The sequence below is a fragment of the Pseudomonas sp. GD04058 genome, from assembly GCF_029836855.1.
GTDB classification, from domain to species: domain Bacteria; phylum Pseudomonadota; class Gammaproteobacteria; order Pseudomonadales; family Pseudomonadaceae; genus Aquipseudomonas; species Aquipseudomonas bharatica.
The window spans coordinates 1-20,014 of record NZ_JAOECN010000006.1; the positions used below are offsets into that span (position 1 = coordinate 1).

A 20,014-nucleotide genomic window follows, 5' to 3' on the forward strand; every position below is an offset into this window, starting at 1 on the left:
CAGCCAGTGCCTGGAAATATTTTGAACCAACTTGTAAAAAAATCCTTACGCCAATTGGCTCTTTCTTTACCCAATCCCGCCTCCGTCGAAGCCTGTAAACATTCCTTGCCGAAAGCCTCTCTCGATCCCCCTTTACGCTTACGTCAACCTCTTGCCCAAGCCCCCGAAAACCGGGCTTGATGTGGCCGACAGCCAAGTGCCTGACCCGCCGCAGAGCGGGACAGAAACAGAACAAAAACGGAGGGCGCGATGTACGCCATTCACTCCCCCAGGCTCCATCTCTCCCGCGGGAACGCGACGTGTCGTTATCAAAACGTTACGCGGCGTGTTGACCCCTGCGTCAATGCAAGGGTATACAGGGCGCCGCGTTTTACCTGTGACCCTTCTGCGTACCGCGCATTCTGGCTGACGCCAGGCTGATCTTCCGGGCTCGTCCGCGGAAACCGCCGCGTCCGGCCCAAGGTAACCACCTTGCCAATTCCGCCGCGCCACGAGCGAGGCGGGTCCGATCCCGTCACAGATAAAAACAACAGGTGACTTCGTTCATGAGTGGAACAACTCCGCATTCAGGTGAGCTCAAGCGCGGCCTGAAGAATCGCCATATCCAGCTGATTGCCCTCGGTGGCGCCATCGGTACCGGCCTGTTCCTCGGTTCGGCCGGGGTGATGAAGTCGGCGGGGCCGTCGATGATCCTCGGCTATGCCATTTGCGGCTTCATTGCCTTCATGATCATGCGCCAGCTCGGCGAGATGATCGTCGAAGAGCCTGTGGCCGGCTCCTTCAGCCATTTCGCCCACAAGTACTGGGGCGGTTTCGCCGGTTTCCTGTCGGGCTGGAACTGCTGGATGCTGTACATCCTGGTGGGGATGTCGGAACTGACCGCGGTCGGCAAGTACATCCACTACTGGTGGCCCGAGATTCCGACCTGGGCGTCGGCGGCGGCGTTCTTCATCCTGATCAACGCGATCAACCTGGCCAACGTCAAGGTGTTCGGCGAGGCCGAGTTCTGGTTCGCCATCATCAAGGTACTGGCCATCGTCGGCATGATCGGCCTGGGCAGCTACCTGCTGGTAAGCGGCAGCGGCGGTCCGGACGCCTCGGTCAGCAACCTGTGGGAACACGGTGGCTTCTTCCCTAATGGTGTCAGCGGGCTGGTGATGGCCCTGGCGATCATCATGTTCTCCTTTGGCGGCCTGGAAATGCTCGGTTTCACTGCGGCCGAAGCGGACAAGCCGAAGACCGTGATCCCGAAAGCCATCAACCAGGTCATCTACCGCATCCTGATCTTCTACATCGGTGCGCTGGTGGTACTGCTGTCGCTGACCCCGTGGAACAGCCTGGTGGCCAATATCGACGCGGCCGGCGGTTCGTACAGCGGCAGCCCGTTTGTCCAGGTCTTCTCGATGCTGGGCAGCAATGTCGCGGCGCATATCCTCAACTTCGTGGTACTGACCGCAGCGCTGTCGGTGTACAACAGCGGCACCTACTGCAACGCCCGTATGCTCTACGGCATGGCCGAGCAGGGCGACGCACCGGCCAGCCTGGCGAAGATCGACAAGCGCGGCGTGCCGGTGCGTTCGATCCTGGCGTCGGCCGCGGTGACCCTGGTGGCCGTTCTGCTCAACTACTTCATCCCGCAGCATGCGCTGGAACTGCTGATGTCGCTGGTGGTCGCGACCCTGGTGATCAACTGGGCGATGATCAGCTATTCGCACCTGAAATTCCGCCAGCACCTGGACCGTACCGGCCAGAAACCGCTGTTCAAGGCACTGTGGTATCCGTTCGGCAACTACTTCTGCCTGGCCTGGGTGGTGTTCATTCTTGGCATCATGCTGATGATTCCGGGGATCCAGGTGTCGGTGTATGCCATGCCGATCTGGCTCGGGGTGATGTGGGTCTGCTACATGCTCAAGAGCAAGCGGATGACGGCTGAAGCTGTTGCAGCTCCCGCTACCAAGTAGGCCGCAATCGCTGGCAAGCCAGCTCCCACAGCGATCGAGTAACCTGTGGGAGCTGGCTTGTCGGACCGCGGCAACGCAGCGATGATTGTCCAGACAACACCGGGTATCCTGCTTGCATCTCCCACCCGGTCCCCTCCGAATGCTCCAACTCTCCAACAGCGTCCACATCCCCGACGAAGAAATCGAGTTGAACGCCATCCGCGCCCAGGGCGCCGGCGGGCAGAACGTCAACAAGGTTTCCAGCGCCGTGCACCTGCGCTTCGACAGCCAGGCCTCCTCCCTGCCGCCGTTCTACAAGGAGCGCTTGCTCCAGCTCAGCGACAGCCGCATCACCCGCGACGGCGTGATCATCATCAAGGCCCAGCAATACCGCACCCAGGAACAGAACCGCGCCGACGCCCTCGAGCGTCTGCGTGAACTGATCCTGGCGGCGGTGAAAGTGGAAAAGAAACGCCGCCCGACCAAACCCACCCTCGGCTCGAAAACCCGTCGTCTGGACGGCAAGAGCAAACGCGGCGCGATCAAGGCCGGGCGCGGCAAGGTCGATTATTGAGGGGAATGCAGCGAAGAGGAGGAAGTGTTCTTGAGCGTGTGAAAACCGGTCGATCGACCGAGGTTTCCACACGTCCTGTGGTGCGCGGTTATTCCTGGTCGGCGCTCGGCGATTCGTCGCCTTGCTGATCCGCCGACTGCGCGGGTTCAGCGTTGATGGGGGCCGGCTTCTGCTCGACTTGGTTCAGGCTTGGGAAGGGAAGATTCGGGATTTCATGCATCTCGTCGTTCCTCGCAAGGTGGTCGTAGGTGGGAAGTTCACGCCAAAAAGCGCGTCGGCTCCGGTGAAGCCGGGGGCAGGATACCGCAGTCTGGATGACGGATTGAGGTTTTCCTGCTGATTGGTAGGAAATTTACAACATTAGTGCTGGTCTTGATGGCCTCATCGCCGGCAACGCCGGCTCCCACAGGTATTGTGAACACCGCCGAACCTTGTGGGAGCCGGCGTTGCCGGCGATGAGGCCATCAGCAGCAGTGCAAATTCAGCGACAGACGTCGGCAATAGCCGCAGCCAGCACATCCAGCCGGGCTTCATCCGCCCCCGCCACATTGGCCCGCCCGGTCCCGACCATATACACGCTGTGCCGCTCGCGCAGCGCCGCGACCTGGTCTGGCGACAGCCCGGTGTAGGAAAACATCCCGCGCTGTTCGGCAATATGCGCAAAGCGCTCGCTCAATCCGTGTGGCACCAGGGCTTCGACCAGCCCGTTGCGCAAGCGTGCGATGCGCTGGCGCATGGCCTCGACCTCGCTGGTCCACAGGCTTTTCAGCTCGGGATCAGCAAGAATCTCCGCCACCACCGCCGCGCCATGATCCGGCGGTGTTGACCACAGGTTGCGCGCTATGAACGCCAGCTGGCTGCGTACATCCAGCAGCTTCTCAGTATCGGCACAGCAAGCCAGCAGGGCGCCGGTACGCTCGCGATACAGGCCGAAGTTCTTCGAGCAGGAACTGGTGACCAGCAATTCGGGCAGCTCGGCGGCGAACAAGCGCACTGCCCAGGCATCCTCGTCCAGCCCGTCGCCAAAGCCTTGGTAGGCAAAGTCGATCAGCGGCAGCAACGAACGCCGCTTCACTACTTCCAGCACCCGGCCCCAGTCATCCCGCGACAGGTCGAAGCCGGTCGGGTTGTGGCAGCAGGCATGGAGCAGGACGATATCACCCTCGGGCGCCGCTTCCAGCGCAGCGAGCATGCCCGACACATCGAGGCGATTGTCCGCGCCGACATAGGGATAATGCCCGACCTTCAGCCCGGCTCCGGCGAAGATGGTCTCGTGGATCGGCCAGGTCGGATCGCTCAGCCAGATCCCGCGCCCCGGCAGGCAGCGCTGGATGAACTCTGCCGCCAGGCGCAGGGCGCCGGTGCCGCCGGGTGTCTGGGTGGCACCGGCCAGCGCAGAGTCCTTGCCCAGCACCAGTTGGCAGAGCAGGCGTCCAAAGGCGGCATCGCCATGGCCGCCGACGTAACTCTTGCTCGACTGGCGATCCACCAGGCGCTGTTCCGCGATCTTCACTGCCCGGGGCACCGGTGTCAGGCCCTGGGCATCCTTGAAGACGCCCACGCCCAGGTCGAATTTCGCCGGGTTCGGATCCTTGGCGTAGGCCTCCATCAAACCGAGGATGGGATCACCCGGAATCCGGGTGATGGCCTGGAAATGCATCACTTGCGCCCTTCGGCGGTCTTGGCGACCTCGTCGGTGCGCGCAGCCATGATGAAGTCGTTGCGATGCAGGCCCTTGATCGAGTGGCTCCACCAGGTCACGGTGACCTTGCCCCATTCGGTCAGCAGGCCCGGGTGATGGCCCTCGGCCTCGGAGATCTCGCCTACCGCATTGGTAAAGGCCAGGGCGTGCTTGAAGTTCTTGAACAGGAAGACTTTCTCCAGCTGCATGATCGAGTCGCGGACTTCGATGTTCCAGTCCGGAATCATGCGGATCAGTTCCGGCAGTTCTTCATCGCTGACTTTCGGCGCATCGGCGCGGCAGGCTTCGCAGTGGGCTTGGGACAAGGCGTTCATAAGGATCTCTTTTCCGTGGATTGTTATAGGTGTGCAGGGCGGCTCAGGCCGCCTTGGGTGGAAACCTGGGTGCGTGCAGGCCAAGCTGCATGGCGTGCTCGACCATGCCCATGATGTCCTCGTGGGCCAGGTCGAACAGGCGCTTGAGGTTCGGCAGGGTGAAATACACTGGCTGCAGGATATCGATGCGATACGGGGTGCGCATGGCTTCCAGTGGATCGAACGGCTGGTGTTCCGGCTCGCTGGAAAGACTGTAGACCGTCTCCTTTGGCGAAGACAGGATGCCGCCACCATAGATGCGCCGGCCTTGCGGGGTATCGATCAGGCCGAACTCGATGGTCATCCAGTACAGGCGCGCCAGGTACACGCGCTGCTCCTTGGTTGCGGCCAGGCCGAGCTTGCCATAGGTATGGGTGAATTCGGCGAACCAGGGGTTGGTCAGCAGCGGGCAGTGGCCGAAGATTTCATGGAAGATGTCCGGTTCCTGCAGGTAATCCAGCTCTTCTTCCGTGCGAATGAAGGTAGCGACCGGAAAGCGCTTGCTGGCCAGCAGTTCGAAAAAGGTCTGGAAGGGGATCAGCGCCGGCACCCGGGCGACTTGCCAGCCGGTGGTGGCGCCGAGCACCGCATTGATTTCCGAAAGCTGCGGAATGCGATCGTGGGGCAGGTCGAGCTGTTCGATGCCGTCCAGGTATTCCTGACACGCGCGGCCCTCGATCACTTTCAACTGGCGGGTGATCAGGGTGTTCCACACCGCATGTTCGTGCGGCGGGTAATCGATAAAACCGTTCGCATCGGGCTCGCGGGCCACGTATTGCGTCTGTTTCATGCTGCTCTCCTGCTGAGGGCTTTATTGTTGTGTGCGGCTTGCGCCATGCCTTTAGAGATAGCGCCTGGCTCCGTGAATTGCAGCGGTGGGGAAGGGGTACAGACAGGGTGAACGAACGAATTTTGTAACGCAGGCTTTACGGAAAGCGCGCTGGCGCGGAAACACGTGCTCGCTAAGCGCTGGGAATCCCGGGTTTTGTAACGTATTATTTACAAATTTTCCGGCGGTCCAGCAGAAAAATCGCCGCGTCCACCTCCCTTGCAGGACTTTTCATGCGTATCAAAGTGCACTGCCAGAACCGCATCGGCATCTTGCGGGACATCCTCAACCTGCTGGTGGAATACGGCATAAACGTCGCTCGCGGCGAGGTCGGTGGTGAACATGGCAATGCCATCTATCTGCACTGCCCGAACCTGATCAACCTGCAGTTCCAGGCGCTGCGGCCCAAGTTCGAGGCGATCACCGGGGTGTTCGGGGTCAAGCGCGTCGGCCTGATGCCCAGCGAGCGGCGGCACATGGAGTTGAACGCGCTGCTCGGTGCCCTCGACTTTCCGGTGCTGTCCATCGATATGGGCGGGTCCATCGTCGCGGCCAACCGTGCGGCTGCGCAGTTGCTTGGCGTCCGGGTCGATGAGGTGCCAGGCATCCCGCTGTCACGCTACGCCGAGGACTTCGATCTGCCGGAACTGGTGCGGGCCAACAAGGCCCGGATCAACGGCTTGCGGGTGAAGATCAAGAACGATGTATTCCTCGCCGATATCGCCCCGCTGCAATCCGAACACGACGACAGCGAGGCCCTGGCCGGTGCGGTGCTCACCCTGCACCGCGCCGACCGCATTGGCGAGCGTATCTACAACGTGCGCAAGCAGGAACTGCGTGGCTTCGACAGCATCTTCCAGAGTTCGCGGGTAATGGCGGCAGTGGTGCGCGAGGCGCGGCGCATGGCGCCGCTGGATGCGCCGTTGCTGATCGAAGGCGAAACCGGGACCGGCAAGGAGTTGCTGGCCCGTGCCTGTCACCTGGCCAGCCCGCGCGGACAGGCGCCGCTGATGGCGCTGAACTGCGCCGGGCTGCCTGAATCCATGGCCGAGACCGAACTGTTCGGCTATGGCCCAGGCGCCTTCGAAGGCGCCCGCGCCGAGGGCAAGCTCGGCCTGCTTGAACTGACCGCCGGGGGCACGCTCTTCCTCGATGGCGTCGACGAGATGAGTCCACGCTTGCAGGTAAAGCTGCTGCGATTCCTGCAGGACGGCTGCTTCCGGCGTGTCGGCAGCGACGAGGAGGTGTATCTGGATGTCAGGGTTATCTGCGCGACCCAAGTGGATCTGTCCGAATTGTGTGCCCGTGGCGAGTTCCGGCAGGACCTGTATCACCGCCTCAACGTGCTGTCTCTGCATATTCCGCCGTTGCGTGAATGCCTCGATGGCCTCTCGCCGCTAGTGGAGCATTTCCTCGACCAGGCCAGTCGCCAGATCGGCTGCCCGCTACCGCGCCTGGCCCCGGCGGCGCTGGAGCGCCTTGGCCAATATCACTGGCCGGGCAATGTGCGCCAACTGGAAAACGTCCTGTTCCAGGCGGTATCGCTGTGCGATGGGGGAGTGGTCAAGGCCGAGCATATCCGCCTGCCGGACTATGGTGCGAGGCACCCCTTGGGCGAGTTCTCCCTGGAGGGCGACCTGGGGCAGATTGTCGGGCGGTTCGAAAAGGCGGTGCTCGAAACCTTGCAGCATGAATATCCAACCAGCCGGGCATTGGGCAAACGTCTTGGTGTGTCGCATACGACCATTGCCAACAAGTTGCGTGATTATGCGGTCGGCAAGTCTGCCGAGTGATTGAATAGTCGGAGTTTATTAAAGTTTCATTAGTTCTGGCATGGCGCCTCTTTATCGAAAAAGAGGCGCGCCAGCGCTGAACCAAGTGTTAGCCGTTGGAGCAGCCATTACCCATGACGCGGTATTCGAGGATGTGTTTCCGGCCTTGGGAATCTTCATAGGTCATACGCGCCGGAACGACTTCGCAGACGTTCGGGATTTCGCTCATGGACAGGACTTTGGCGATATCCAGGTGTTGCGAGTAACTGTACTGTTCAACCGGAATCTGCTCGGCGCCGTTATTTGCCTGTTCGGCGGCCATGGCCGCGCCGCAAACACTGCCGAGTACCAAAACCAGTAAAGCTTTCATCTTAAATTTACCTGTTCAAGGTCGAATAAGGGGGCGTAGCGCTTGTGGCGCTACGTTGTTGCAAAGTAAAAACGGAATGTTATTCCGGGATTAACTGCCTTCGTGGGGGCTGTTACCAAACGTTAATCTCGTTGCCGTTGCTGGCGAGGTGAATTCTAGGGGCTGACATCAAACTGAAACAGCCAGCGTTTTGATAAACACTGTTGGCAGAATCCGTAACAATCGCCGGGAAAAGCCTGGCAATGTCTCGTCGATACAGCGGAACGCCCGTGCCAGAGCGGCTTTTCGGTCAGAAGTGGCGAAAAGACCATGCCGTTACTACCAACGTCGAATGGTCTGGATGGCTCTGGTACAGTTAAAACGAGGTCATACAAAAACAACTATTACACCGAGGTAACAAAGATGAGTGCGGCTTCCCTGTACCCCGTTCGTCCCGAGGTTGCGGCGAATACCCTGACCGACGAGGCTACCTACAAGGCCATGTACCAGAAGTCAGTGGTCAACCCGGACGGCTTCTGGCGTGAGCAGGCCCAGCGCCTCGACTGGATCAAGCCCTTCACCAAGGTCAAGCAGACCTCCTTCGACGACCACCATGTCGATATCAAGTGGTTCGCCGACGGCACCCTGAACGTATCCTACAACTGCCTCGACCGGCACCTGGAAGAACGTGGCGACCAGGTCGCAATCATCTGGGAAGGCGATGACCCTTCCGAACACCGCAACATCACCTATCGCGAGCTGCACGAGCAGGTGTGCAAGTTCGCCAACGCCTTGCGTGGCCAGGACGTGCACCGTGGCGACGTGGTCACCATCTACATGCCGATGATCCCCGAGGCCGTGGTCGCCATGCTGGCCTGTGCCCGCATCGGCGCAATCCACTCGGTGGTCTTCGGTGGCTTCTCCCCGGAGGCCCTCGCCGGTCGCATCATCGACTGCAAGTCCAAGGTCGTCATCACCGCCGACGAAGGCCTGCGCGGCGGTCGTCGCACGGCGCTCAAGGCCAACGTCGATGACGCCCTGACCAACCCCGAGACCAGCAGCATCCAGAAGGTCATCGTGTGCAAGCGCACCGGGGCCGATATCAAGTGGAACCAGCACCGCGACATCTGGTACGAAGACCTGATGAAAGTGGCCGGCAGCGTCTGCGCGCCGAAGGAGATGGGTGCCGAGGAAGCACTGTTCATCCTTTACACCTCCGGGTCCACCGGCAAGCCCAAGGGCGTGCTGCATACCACCGGCGGCTACCTGGTATACGCCTCGATGACCCACGAGCGCGTATTCGACTACCGTCCGGGCGAGATCTACTGGTGCACCGCCGACGTGGGCTGGGTCACCGGCCACAGCTATATCGTCTACGGGCCGCTGGCCAACGGCGCCACCACGCTGCTGTTCGAAGGCGTGCCGAACTATCCGGACATCACCCGTGTGTCGAAGATCATCGACAAGCACAAGGTCAACGTCCTCTACACCGCGCCGACCGCGATCCGCGCCATGATGGCCGAAGGTCAGGCCGCCGTTGCCGGCGCCGACGGTTCGAGCCTGCGCCTGCTGGGCTCGGTGGGCGAGCCGATCAACCCCGAAGCCTGGAACTGGTACCACCAGACCGTCGGCAAGGAGCGTTGCCCTATCGTCGATACCTGGTGGCAGACCGAGACCGGCGGCATCCTCATCAGCCCGCTGCCCGGCGCTACTGCCCTGAAGCCGGGCTCCGCAACCCGTCCGTTCTTCGGCGTGGTACCGGCGCTGGTGGACAACCTGGGCAACCTGATCGAAGGCGCTGCCGAGGGCAACCTGGTGATCCTCGATTCCTGGCCGGGTCAGGCGCGTTCGCTGTATGGCGACCACGACCGCTTCGTCGACACCTACTTCAAGACCTTCCGTGGCATGTACTTCACCGGTGACGGTGCCCGTCGCGACGAGGATGGCTACTACTGGATCACCGGGCGCGTTGACGACGTGCTCAACGTGTCCGGGCACCGCATGGGTACGGCCGAGATCGAAAGCGCCATGGTCGCCCACCCGAAGGTCGCCGAGGCGGCGGTGGTCGGCGTGCCGCACGACATCAAGGGGCAGGGCATCTACGTCTACGTCACCCTCAATGGTGGCGAAGAGCCGAGCGAGGCGCTGCGTCTTGAACTGAAGAACTGGGTGCGCAAGGAGATCGGGCCGATCGCTTCGCCGGACGTCATCCAGTGGGCGCCGGGGCTGCCGAAGACCCGCTCGGGCAAGATCATGCGCCGCATCCTGCGCAAGATCGCCACGGCCGAGTACGACTCCCTGGGCGATATCTCGACCCTGGCCGACCCGGGTGTGGTGGCGCACCTGGTGGAGACGCACAAGACCATGAATGTGGCTTGATGCTTTGAGCCGGTGCTGATGGCCTCATCGCTGGCAAGCCAGCTCCCACAGGGTTTGTGTTGATTACAAGACCTTTGGCCGGCGCGGTCACTGTGGGAGCTGGCTTGTCGGATCGCCGCACCGCAGCGATAGGGCCATCAGCCCCAACACAAAAATTGAGAGAAAAAAGCCCAAGGCCCCGTAGGCAACCAGCCTCCGGGACCTTGGGCTTTTTTGTTACTTCGACTTTCATCGGTAACCTTTCCCACACGGCTTTCGTACAAAAACGGGGCGGAAGGAAACGGCTTCGCTCGCTCATGGTGCATGGAAAGATGAAATTTCCGACACCCAAACGGCTGGACTTGCCGTGATACAAGGCTTTGCCAATAATGGGCCCGGTTATTGCTTCAGTCATTGGTTATTTGTTTTTCGCTTTTGCATATTCCTCCGAAACTGTCAATATCTCCCGGCCGCTCTTCAAAGGCTTCTGTAACTACTTGTCGCTTTGAAGAAATATCGGCTTCCGAGCTGTCGTTAAAATGCCGATCACTCGCTCGTGACGCCTGACCCGTGGTCCGGTCCCGCGCAGCTCTGCGTTGTACTCATTCGCATAGTGGGCAGTCGTACTGCCTGGCATTGCCCTTTACCGATTGGAGTTCCCAGATGAAGAAACTCGCATTGCTTGGCGCACTGGCGCTGTCCGTGTTTTCCCTAGTGTCCGTGGCTGACGAAAAACCGCTGCGCATCGGCATCGAAGCCGCTTACCCACCCTTCGCCTCGAAAGCTCCGGATGGCAGCATCGTCGGCTTCGACTACGACATCGGCAACGCCCTTTGCGAGCAGATGAAGGTCAAGTGCACCTGGGTCGAGCAGGAGTTCGACGGCCTGATTCCGGCGCTTAAGGTGCGCAAGATCGACGCCATCCTGTCGTCCATGTCGATCACTGAAGATCGCAAGAAATCGGTCGATTTCACCAAGCGTTACTACCTCACCCCGGCCCGCCTGGTCATGAAGGACGGCACCACCGTCAGCGACAGCCTGGCCGAACTGCAAGGCAAGAAGATCGGCGTGCAGCGCGGCTCGATCCATGACCGCTTCGCCAAGGAAGTGCTGGCTCCGAAAGGTGCCACCATCGTTCCGTATGGCACCCAGAACGAAATCTACCTGGACATCACCGCCGGCCGCCTGGATGGCACCGTGGCCGATGCTACGCTGCTGGAAGACGGCTTCCTGAAGACCGACGCTGGCAAGGGCTACGCCTTCACCGGCCCGGCCTTCACCGACGCCAAGTACTTCGGCGACGGCATCGGTATCGCCGTGCGCAAGGGCGACAAGGAAAACCTGGAACGCATCAATGCTGCCATCGACGGCATCCGCGCCAGCGGCAAGTACAAGGAAATCCAGGACAAGTACTTCAACTTCGATATCTACGGTCCGGAACCCAAGTAACCGCTGTCCGTATCACCTGTGCAATGGTGCAAGCAGCAGAAGCGCTGAGGCTTGCACCATTTTTTCATCCCTAAGGTCGAGGACCTCATCATGTTGAAAGGCTACGGGGCAGTCATCCTCGATGGAGCATGGCTGACGCTACAGCTCGCCTTGTCGTCCATGGCCCTGGCCATCGTGCTTGGCCTGATCGGCGTGGCGTTGCGGCTGTCGCCGGTACGCTGGCTGGCCTGGCTCGGCGATCTGTATGCCACGGTCATTCGCGGCATTCCCGATCTGGTCCTGATCCTGCTGATCTTCTACGGTGGTCAGGACATCCTCAATCGCGTCGCCCCGCTGGTGGGTTATGACGATTACATCGACCTCAATCCCCTGATTGCCGGCATCGGCACCCTGGGCTTCATTTTCGGTGCCTATCTGTCGGAAACCTTCCGTGGCGCCTTCATGGCAATCCCGAAAGGCCAGGCCGAGGCCGGCATGGCCTACGGCATGAGCAACGTGCAGGTGTTCTTCCGCGTGCTGGTGCCGCAGATGATCCGCCTGGCGATTCCCGGCTTCACCAACAACTGGCTGGTGCTGACCAAGGCTACTGCGCTGATTTCGGTGGTGGGCCTGCAGGACATGATGTTCAAGGCCAAGCAGGCGGCCGATGCCACCCGCGAGCCTTTCACCTTCTTCCTGGCGGTGGCCGCGATGTACCTGGTGATCACCAGCGTCTCGCTGCTGGCCCTGCGTTACCTGGAAAAGCGCTACTCGGTTGGCGTAAAGGCGGCTGAACTATGATTTTCGACTACAACGTCATCTGGGAAGCGTTGCCGCTGTATTGGGGCGGCCTGCTGACCACTCTCAAGCTGCTGGCGATTTCCCTGTTCTTCGGCCTGCTCGCGGCGATTCCGCTGGGGTTGATGCGGGTGTCGAAACAGCCCTTGGTGAATTTCGCCGCCTGGCTCTACACCTACGTGATCCGTGGTACGCCGATGCTGGTCCAGCTGTTCCTGATCTACTACGGCCTGGCCCAGTTCGCCGTGGTGCGCGAGAGTTTCCTCTGGCCCTGGCTGTCCAGCGCGACCTTCTGCGCCTGCCTGGCCTTTGCCATCAACACCAGCGCCTACACCGCGGAAATCATCGCCGGCAGCCTCAAGGCCACGCCCCACGGCGAGATCGAGGCGGCCAAGGCTGTGGGCATGTCGCGCTACAAGATGTACCGCCGCATCCTCCTGCCTTCGGCCTTGCGCCGGGCGCTGCCGCAGTACAGCAACGAAGTGATCATGATGCTGCAGACCACCAGTCTCGCGTCCATTGTCACCCTGATCGACATCACCGGTGCCGCACGGACCGTCAACGCCCAGTACTACCTGCCGTTCGAGGCCTATATCACCGCCGGCGCGTTCTACCTGTGCCTGACCTTCATCCTGGTCCGCCTGTTCAAGCTCGCCGAGCGCCGCTGGCTCGGCTACCTGGCGCCGCGCAAGGGTTGAGCCCCGCGGCTAACTGATTCGCTCCGGGCGTGCTGGCGCGCCCCGGGCCTTATGAGACCGACAGCAATGTACAAACTCGAAATCCAGGACCTGCACAAGCGCTACGGCAGCCATGAAGTGCTCAAGGGTGTGTCCCTGGCCGCCAAGGCCGGCGACGTGATCAGCATCATCGGCTCCAGCGGCTCGGGCAAGAGCACGTTCCTGCGTTGCATCAACCTGCTGGAACAGCCCCATGCCGGCAAGATCCTGCTCAACAACGAAGAGCTGAAGCTGGTGGCGAACAAGGATGGCGCGCTCAAGGCTGCCGACCCGAAGCAGCTGCAGCGCATGCGCTCGCGGCTGTCGATGGTGTTCCAGCACTTCAACCTGTGGTCGCACATGACTGCCCTGGAAAACATCATCGAGGCGCCGGTGCATGTGCTCGGCGTGAACAAGAAGGAAGCGCTGGAAAAGGCCGAGCATTACCTGGCCAAGGTCGGCGTGGCGCACCGCAAGGACGCCTATCCCGGCCATATGTCCGGCGGCGAGCAGCAGCGTGTGGCGATCGCCCGGGCCCTGGCCATGGAGCCTGAAGTCATGCTGTTCGACGAGCCGACCTCGGCGTTGGACCCGGAACTGGTGGGCGACGTGCTCAAAGTCATGCAGGCCCTGGCGCAGGAAGGCCGGACCATGGTGGTGGTGACCCACGAAATGGGCTTTGCCCGCGAGGTGTCCAACCAGTTGGTGTTCCTGCACAAAGGCCTGGTGGAGGAGAGTGGCAACCCGCGCGAGGTGCTGGTCAACCCGCAGTCCGAGCGGCTGCAGCAGTTCCTGTCCGGCAGCCTGAAATAACTGGTGTTGGCTTAAGGCTGCCTCTTTGCACCAAAATAGGTCATGCTGCGCCGCTTGCGCAGCGTGTGCCACGTTTGCTTAAGTCCGCCTATCATTGCGGACACCAGTTCCGGACCTCACCTCATGACCACCCAGCGAATCGGTTTTCTCATCTGGCCCAGCACCAAGGCCCTGACCCTTGCGCTGGCTGAAGAGGTGTTGCGGGTGGCGCAGAAGGTCCACCCGGAGGTGGTCTACGATCTGGCTTTCCTTCAGGCCGAGGCACCGAACGAAGGCGATTGGCGTTTGCCGGGCGAGCCGTGGAACGGGCGCCTGGACAACTGCCAGAAGCTGTTCCTGCTCGCTGACGAGCCGCCGCTGGCGGTGGGCGCGGCACTGGGGGCGGCGCTCAAGCAACTGGTGCGCTCCGGTTGCGTGGTTGGTGGCCTGTCGGCCGGGGTTTATCCTCTGGCGCAGTTGGGCTTGCTGGATGGCTATCGTGCCGCAGTGCACTGGCGCTGGCAGGACGATTTCGCCGAGCGCTTCCCCAAGGTGATTGCCACCAGCCATTTGTTCGATTGGGATCGCGATCGCCTGACCGCTTGTGGCGGCATGTCGGTAGTGGACCTGCTGTTGGCGGTGCTGGCCCGGGATCACGGCGCCGAGCTGGCGGGGGCGGTATCCGAGGAGCTGGTGGTCGAACGCATCCGCGAAGGCGGCGAGCGCCAGCGCATTCCGCTGCAGAACCGCCTGGGCTCCAGCCATCCGAAGCTGACCCAGGCTGTGCTGTTGATGGAAGCCAATATCGAAGAGCCACTGACCACCGACGAGATTGCCCAGCACGTCTGCGTCTCGCGCCGGCAGCTGGAGCGGATCTTCAAGCAGTACCTGAACCGGGTGCCGAGCCAGTACTACCTGGAGCTGCGCCTGAACAAGGCGCGGCAGATGCTGATGCAGACCAGCAAGTCGATCATCCAGATCGGTTTGTCCTGCGGCTTCTCGTCGGGGCCGCACTTCTCCAGTGCCTACCGCAACTTCTTCGGCGCCACGCCGCGGGAAGACCGCAACCAGCGGCGCAGCAGTTCGCCGTTCGAACTCTCCTCCGTTCCCGCCGAGCGCGGTTGACCTTCAGAGCCTCATCGCTGGCAAGCCAGCTCCCACAGGTCCAGCGGTGCACCCGGTCCCTGTGGGAGCTGGCTTGCCAGCGATAGGGCCCTCAAATCCATAGAAAACCCAGCTGGCACCCCACCAATCATCAAACACCTTGAATTTCCTGTCTTTCCCGCCTCCAACTCTCTCCCCGCCAAGCCCCCGCACCGTTTAAACTGCGCCTTTGCGAAGCTATATGTCGCATTGCCGAAAGCCTTGGAAAAACAGGGTTTGGCGCTATAAGAAGTTGTCGCTTGGCGACAAGGCCAAGTGTTCATCTCTCCTTACAATCCCCCCATCGCTCGCCAGTTCCAGGCAGGCGTTCCTCTTCAGGAGACTCCGATGTCCGTTGAGCAAGCTCCGGTGCAACGCGCCGATTTCGACCAGGTAATGGTTCCCAACTACGCACCAGCCGCCTTCATTCCCGTGCGTGGCGCCGGTTCCCGAGTCTGGGACCAGTCGGGTCGAGAGCTGATCGATTTCGCCGGCGGCATCGCCGTTAACGTGCTGGGGCATGCCCATCCGGCGCTGGTCAGCGCGCTGACCGAACAGGCCAACAAGCTGTGGCACGTTTCCAACGTCTTCACCAACGAGCCGGCCCTGCAACTGGCACGCAAGCTGGTGGATGCGACCTTCGCCGACCGCGCCTTCTTCTGCAACTCCGGCGCCGAGGCCAACGAGGCTGCGTTCAAGCTGGCCCGTCGGGTCGCCCATGACCGCTTCGGTCCGGAAAAGTACGAGATCATCGCCACCGTCAACAGCTTCCACGGGCGCACCCTGTTCACCGTGAGCGTCGGCGGCCAGCCAAAGTACTCCGATGGCTTCGGTCCGAAGATCACCGGCATCAGCCATGTGCCGTACAACGACCTGGAAGCGCTGAAAGCGCAGATCTCCGACAAGACCTGCGCCGTGGTCATCGAGCCGATCCAGGGTGAGAGCGGTGTGGTCCCGGCCGACAAGGCCTACCTGGAGGGCGCACGTGCCCTGTGCGACCAGTACAACGCGCTGCTGATCTTCGACGAAGTGCAGACCGGCGTCGGTCGTACCGGCGAGCTGTATGCCTACCAGCACTACGGCGTGGTGCCTGACATCCTGTCCAGCGCCAAGAGCCTGGGCGGCGGTTTCCCGATCGGCGCGATCCTGACCACCGACGAACTGGCCAGGCACCTGGCCGTCGGCACCCACGGCACCACCTATGGTGGCAACCCGCTGGCCTGCGCCGTCGCCAATGCCGTGCTGGATATCGTCAATACCCCTGAAGTGCTCAACGGCGTGAAGGCCAAGCACGAGCGCTTCAAGTCGCGCCTGCAACAGATCGGCGAGAAGTACGGTTTGTTCAGTCAGGTCCGTGGCCTGGGTCTGCTGATCGGCTGTGTACTCACCGACGCCTGGAAAGGCAAGGCCAAGGACGTGTTCAACGCCGCCGAGCAAGAGGGCCTGATGGTCCTGCAGGCCGGCCCGGACGTGGTCCGCTTCGCCCCGAGCCTGGTGGTCGAGGATGCCGATATCGACGAAGGTCTGGACCGCTTCGAGCGCGCTGCCGCCAAGCTGACCCAGGCCTGATTCACCCCGCTGCACCTTCGCTGGCCTGCCCGGCCAGCGAACCGATTTCCGTGGCCTGTGCCCAATGCGCACACGCCGCTTTTTTTGCGCCGACACGTCGGCCCGTATATCCGAAAGGAGTGACACCATGCTGGTGATGCGCCCCGCGCAAATGGCTGACCTGGATGAAGTACAGCGTCTGGCTGCGGACAGTCCCATTGGTGTCACGTCCCTGCCGGACGATGCCGGTCGCCTGGGCGACAAGATTTCCGCCTCGGAAACGTCCTTCGCCGCCGAAGTCAGTTTCAACGGCGAAGAAAGTTATTTCTTCGTCCTGGAAGACCTGGCCACCGGCAAGCTGGTCGGTTGTTCGGCCATCGTCGCCTCGGCGGGCTACTCCGAGCCGTTCTACAGTTTCCGTAACGAGACCTTCGTTCACGCTTCCCGGGAATTGAAGATCCACAACAAGATCCATGTGCTTTCCCAGTGCCATGACCTCACCGGCAACAGCCTGCTGACCAGCTTCTACGTGCTGCCGGAACTGGTGAACACTGCCTGGGCCGAGCTCAACTCCCGCGGGCGCCTGCTGTTCATGGCTTCGCACCCGGAGCGCTTCGCCGACTCGGTGGTGACCGAAATCGTCGGCTACAGCGACGAGAACGGCGATTCGCCGTTCTGGGACGCGATCGGGCGCAACTTCTTCGATCTCAACTACGCCGAGGCCGAGCGCCTGTGCGGCCTGAAGAGCCGTACCTTCCTCGCCGAGCTGATGCCGCACTACCCGATCTACGTGCCGCTGCTGCCGGACGCCGCCCAGGAAGCCATGGGCCAGGTCCACCCGCGGGCGCAGATCACCTTCGACATCCTGATGCGCGAAGGCTTCGAGACCGATCACTACATCGATATTTTCGACGGCGGCCCGACCCTGCATGCACGGGTCTCCGGCATCCGTTCGATCGCCCAGAGCCGGGTCGTGCCGGTCAGGCTGCAGGAGCAGCCGACCAAGGGCGGCCGCCAGTACCTGGTGACCAACGGCCAGTTGCAGGACTACCGCGCGGTATTGCTGGAACTGGACTGGGTGCCGGGCAAACCCGTTTACCTGAGCCAGGACGCCGTCGAGGCCCTTGGCGTCGGCGAAGGCGCCAGCGTGCGCCTGGTCGCGGTTTGATACTGACTGAGTTTCGCGGGCGCCCATAGTGCGCCTGCCCGAGGAGATAGCATGATCGTTCGTCCCGTACGCAGCAGTGACCTGCCGGCGCTGATCGAGCTGGCGCGCAGCACTGGCACCGGCCTGACCACCTTGCCGGCCAACGAAGAACGCTTGGCCCATCGGGTCGGCTGGGCCGAGAAGACCTTCCGTGGCGAGGCCGAGCGGGGCGACGCCGACTACCTGTTCGTGCTGGAGAACGACGCCGGCGACGTGGTTGGCATCTCCGCCATCGCCGGCGCCGTCGGCCTGCGCGAACCCTGGTACAACTACCGGGTCGGCCTGACCGTCAGTGCCTCGCAGGAACTGAACATCTACCGGGAAATCCCGACGCTGTTCCTGGCCAACGACCTGACCGGCAACTCCGAGCTGTGCTCGCTGTTCCTGCGTGCCGACAGCCGCAGCGGCCTCAACGGTCGCCTGCTGTCCAAGGCGCGGATGCTGTTCATCGCCGAGTTCCCCGAGCTGTTCGGCAACAAGATCATCGCCGAGATGCGCGGCATGTCCGACGAGCAGGGCCGCTCGCCATTCTGGGAAAGCCTGGGCCGGCATTTCTTCAAGATGGAGTTCAGCCAGGCCGACTACCTCACCGGTGTCGGCAACAAGGCCTTCATCGCCGAGCTGATGCCCAAGTTCCCGCTGTACACCTGCTTCCTCTCCGAGGCGGCGCGCAATGTGATCGGTCGCGTACACAGCGATACCGAGCCTGCGCTGTCGATGCTCAAGAGCGAAGGCTTCAGCTACCAGGGTTATGTCGACATCTTCGACGCCGGCCCGGCCATCGAATGCGAAACCCGCAGGATCCGTGCGGTACGTGACAGCCAGGCGCTGGTGCTGGCGATCGGTACCCCGGGCGATGACGCTACGCCTTTCATCATCCACAACCGCAAGCGCGAGGACTGCCGCATCGCCGCAGCGCCCGCGCGCCTGGCGGCCGGTACCCTGGTGGTCGATCCGCAGACCGCCAAGCGCCTGCGCCTGAGCGTCGGCGACCAGGTACGCGCCGTTGCACTGTCCGCGCCCCGGGAGGCCAACCAATGACCACTCATTACATCGCAGGCCAGTGGCTGGCCGGCCAGGGCGGTGCCCTGCAATCCTTGAACCCGGTCACCCAGGCGGTGATCTGGGCGGGGCAGGGCGCCAATGCCGGGCAGGTAGAGCAGGCCGTCGCCGCCGCACGCCAGGCGTTCCCCGGTTGGGCGCGGCAGTCCCTGGACATGCGCATCGCCGTGCTGGAAGCCTTCGCCGCGCAACTGAAGGCCAACGCGGACGAACTGGCCCGCTGCATCGGCGAGGAAACCGGCAAGCCACTGTGGGAAGCAGCCACCGAGGTGACCAGCATGGTCAACAAGGTCGCCATTTCGGTACAGAGCTACCGTGAGCGCACGGGCGAGAAGAGCGGCCCGCTGGCCGACGCCACTGCCGTGCTGCGTCACAAGCCCCACGGCGTAGTGGCGGTGTTCGGCCCGTACAACTTCCCCGGCCACCTGCCCAATGGCCATATCGTTCCGGCACTGCTGGCGGGCAATGCGGTGGTGTTCAAGCCAAGCGAACTGACGCCCAAGGTCGCCGAGCTGACCGTCAAGTGCTGGATCGATGCCGGCCTTCCGGCGGGCGTGCTGAACCTGGTCCAGGGGGCGCGGGAAACCGGCGTGGCCCTTGCTGCCGATCCGGGTATCGACGGGCTGTTCTTCACCGGCTCCAGCCGCACCGGCAATCTCCTGCACCAGCAGTTCTCCGGGCGTCCGGAGAAGATCCTTGCCCTGGAAATGGGCGGCAACAACCCGCTGGTGGTGGACGAGGTCAAGGACCTGGACGCGGCGGTCTACACCATCATCCAGTCGGCCTTCATCTCCGCCGGCCAGCGCTGCACCTGCGCGCGCCGCCTGCTGGTGCCGCAGGGCGCCTGGGGCGACCGTCTGCTGGCGCGCCTGGTGGAGGTCAGCAAGAACATTTCCGTGGGCGCTTTCGACCAGCAACCGGCGCCGTTCATGGGTTCCGTCGTGTCGCTCGATGCGGCCAGGGTGCTGATGGATGCCCAGGCGAAGCTGGTGGCCAACGGCGCCAGCGCCTTGCTGGAAATGACCCAGCCACAGGCGACTGCCGCGCTGCTGACCCCGGGCATCCTCGACGTCAGCGCAGTGGCTGATCGGCCCGATGAAGAGTTCTTCGGCCCGCTGCTGCAAGTGATCCGTTATGCCGACTTCCCGGCTGCCATCGCCGAAGCCAACAACACCCGCTACGGCCTCGCCGCCGGCCTGCTGTCCGACTCCCATGCGCGCTACCAGCAGTTCTGGCTGGAAAGCCGTGCCGGCATCGTCAACTGGAACAAGCAACTGACCGGCGCCGCCAGCAGCGCGCCGTTCGGCGGTGTCGGTGCCAGCGGCAACCACCGCGCCAGTGCCTACTACGCGGCGGACTATTGCGCCTACCCGGTCGCCTCCCTGGAGACCGCCAGCCTGGTCCTGCCTGCCACGCTGACCCCCGGCGTCGCCCTATAACAAC

19 protein-coding genes are annotated in these 20,014 nt (G+C 62.4%); 14 read left to right on the forward strand and 5 right to left on the reverse strand.

Annotation, left to right across the window (positions count from 1 at the left end):
- From N7650_RS07085 to arfB, 3 genes are all read left to right on the forward strand, one after another.
- Positions 1-180: hypothetical protein (locus N7650_RS07085; RefSeq protein WP_279897640.1), on the forward strand; the 180-nt coding region annotated here is incomplete at its 5' end.
- A gap of 365 nt (positions 181-545) precedes the next feature.
- Positions 546-1,961 (forward strand): amino acid permease, encoded by a 1,416-nt coding sequence (locus N7650_RS07090; protein WP_009405110.1) that lies wholly within the window; start codon positions 546-548, stop codon positions 1,959-1,961.
- A 139-nt stretch (positions 1,962-2,100) separates the two neighbouring features.
- The gene (gene arfB / locus N7650_RS07095) at positions 2,101-2,514 is read left to right on the forward strand and encodes an alternative ribosome rescue aminoacyl-tRNA hydrolase ArfB (RefSeq protein WP_009405109.1); all 414 of its coding nucleotides are present in this window, start codon (positions 2,101-2,103) and stop codon (positions 2,512-2,514) included.
- Positions 2,515-2,602: 88 nt separating this feature from the next.
- Here arfB and N7650_RS07100 read toward each other — a convergent pair whose 3' ends face one another.
- The 4 genes from N7650_RS07100 to phhA all read right to left on the reverse strand — a co-directional run bounded on the left by N7650_RS07100 (position 2,603) and on the right by phhA (position 5,359).
- Positions 2,603-2,734 carry a hypothetical protein gene (locus tag N7650_RS07100; protein ID WP_009405108.1) on the reverse strand — a complete coding sequence of 44 codons (132 nt, stop codon included), beginning with the start codon at positions 2,732-2,734 and terminating at the stop codon, positions 2,603-2,605.
- A 261-nt stretch (positions 2,735-2,995) separates the two neighbouring features.
- The gene (locus tag N7650_RS07105) at positions 2,996-4,174 is read right to left on the reverse strand and encodes an aspartate/tyrosine/aromatic aminotransferase (protein WP_279897643.1); all 1,179 of its coding nucleotides are present in this window, start codon (positions 4,172-4,174) and stop codon (positions 2,996-2,998) included.
- The gene (locus tag N7650_RS07110) at positions 4,174-4,530 is read right to left on the reverse strand and encodes a 4a-hydroxytetrahydrobiopterin dehydratase (RefSeq protein ID WP_009405104.1); all 357 of its coding nucleotides are present in this window, start codon (positions 4,528-4,530) and stop codon (positions 4,174-4,176) included. The genes N7650_RS07105 and N7650_RS07110 overlap by 1 nt, the downstream gene beginning before the upstream one ends.
- A gap of 43 nt (positions 4,531-4,573) precedes the next feature.
- Positions 4,574-5,359, reverse strand: coding sequence for a phenylalanine 4-monooxygenase (gene phhA, locus N7650_RS07115; RefSeq protein WP_009405103.1), 786 nt, complete (start codon positions 5,357-5,359; stop codon positions 4,574-4,576).
- A gap of 272 nt (positions 5,360-5,631) precedes the next feature.
- Between phhA and N7650_RS07120 the strand changes: the two genes are divergently transcribed.
- Positions 5,632-7,191: a sigma-54-dependent phenylalanine hydroxylase transcriptional regulator PhhR gene (locus N7650_RS07120; protein WP_009404951.1), complete on the forward strand. Its 1,560-nt coding sequence runs from the start codon at positions 5,632-5,634 to the stop codon at positions 7,189-7,191.
- A gap of 88 nt (positions 7,192-7,279) precedes the next feature.
- Here N7650_RS07120 and N7650_RS07125 read toward each other — a convergent pair whose 3' ends face one another.
- Positions 7,280-7,540, reverse strand: coding sequence for a DUF2790 domain-containing protein (locus N7650_RS07125; protein WP_009404950.1), 261 nt, complete (start codon positions 7,538-7,540; stop codon positions 7,280-7,282).
- 402 nt (positions 7,541-7,942) lie between these two features.
- On the opposite strand from N7650_RS07125, the gene acs reads away from it, so the two are divergent.
- From acs to astD, 10 genes are all read left to right on the forward strand, one after another.
- Positions 7,943-9,898, forward strand: coding sequence for an acetate--CoA ligase (acs, locus tag N7650_RS07130; RefSeq protein ID WP_009404949.1), 1,956 nt, complete (start codon positions 7,943-7,945; stop codon positions 9,896-9,898).
- A gap of 642 nt (positions 9,899-10,540) precedes the next feature.
- Positions 10,541-11,326, forward strand: coding sequence for an ABC transporter substrate-binding protein (locus N7650_RS07135; protein ID WP_064301968.1), 786 nt, complete (start codon positions 10,541-10,543; stop codon positions 11,324-11,326).
- 90 nt (positions 11,327-11,416) lie between these two features.
- Positions 11,417-12,106: an ABC transporter permease gene (locus tag N7650_RS07140; RefSeq protein ID WP_009399056.1), complete on the forward strand. Its 690-nt coding sequence runs from the start codon at positions 11,417-11,419 to the stop codon at positions 12,104-12,106.
- Positions 12,103-12,801 (forward strand): ABC transporter permease, encoded by a 699-nt coding sequence (locus N7650_RS07145; RefSeq protein WP_009399050.1) that lies wholly within the window; start codon positions 12,103-12,105, stop codon positions 12,799-12,801. Before N7650_RS07140 ends, N7650_RS07145 begins: the two co-directional genes overlap by 4 nt.
- A gap of 66 nt (positions 12,802-12,867) precedes the next feature.
- Positions 12,868-13,632: an ATP-binding cassette domain-containing protein gene (locus N7650_RS07150; protein WP_009399049.1), complete on the forward strand. Its 765-nt coding sequence runs from the start codon at positions 12,868-12,870 to the stop codon at positions 13,630-13,632.
- Positions 13,633-13,755: 123 nt separating this feature from the next.
- Complete coding sequence (gene argR / locus N7650_RS07155) at positions 13,756-14,736, forward strand: transcriptional regulator ArgR (protein WP_009399047.1); 981 nt, start codon at positions 13,756-13,758, stop codon at positions 14,734-14,736.
- 366 nt (positions 14,737-15,102) lie between these two features.
- Entirely contained in the window at positions 15,103-16,323 is a 1,221-nt protein-coding gene (locus N7650_RS07160) for an aspartate aminotransferase family protein (RefSeq protein ID WP_279897647.1), read from the forward strand.
- Positions 16,324-16,450: 127 nt separating this feature from the next.
- On the forward strand, positions 16,451-17,470 hold the full coding sequence (gene aruF / locus N7650_RS07165) for an arginine/ornithine succinyltransferase subunit alpha (RefSeq protein WP_279897648.1): 1,020 nt from the start codon (positions 16,451-16,453) through the stop codon (positions 17,468-17,470).
- A gap of 51 nt (positions 17,471-17,521) precedes the next feature.
- Positions 17,522-18,550: an arginine N-succinyltransferase gene (gene astA / locus N7650_RS07170; RefSeq protein ID WP_279897649.1), complete on the forward strand. Its 1,029-nt coding sequence runs from the start codon at positions 17,522-17,524 to the stop codon at positions 18,548-18,550.
- Positions 18,547-20,010, forward strand: coding sequence for a succinylglutamate-semialdehyde dehydrogenase (astD, locus tag N7650_RS07175; protein ID WP_279897650.1), 1,464 nt, complete (start codon positions 18,547-18,549; stop codon positions 20,008-20,010). The genes astA and astD overlap by 4 nt, the downstream gene beginning before the upstream one ends.
- The last annotated feature ends 4 nt before the right edge of the window (positions 20,011-20,014 follow it).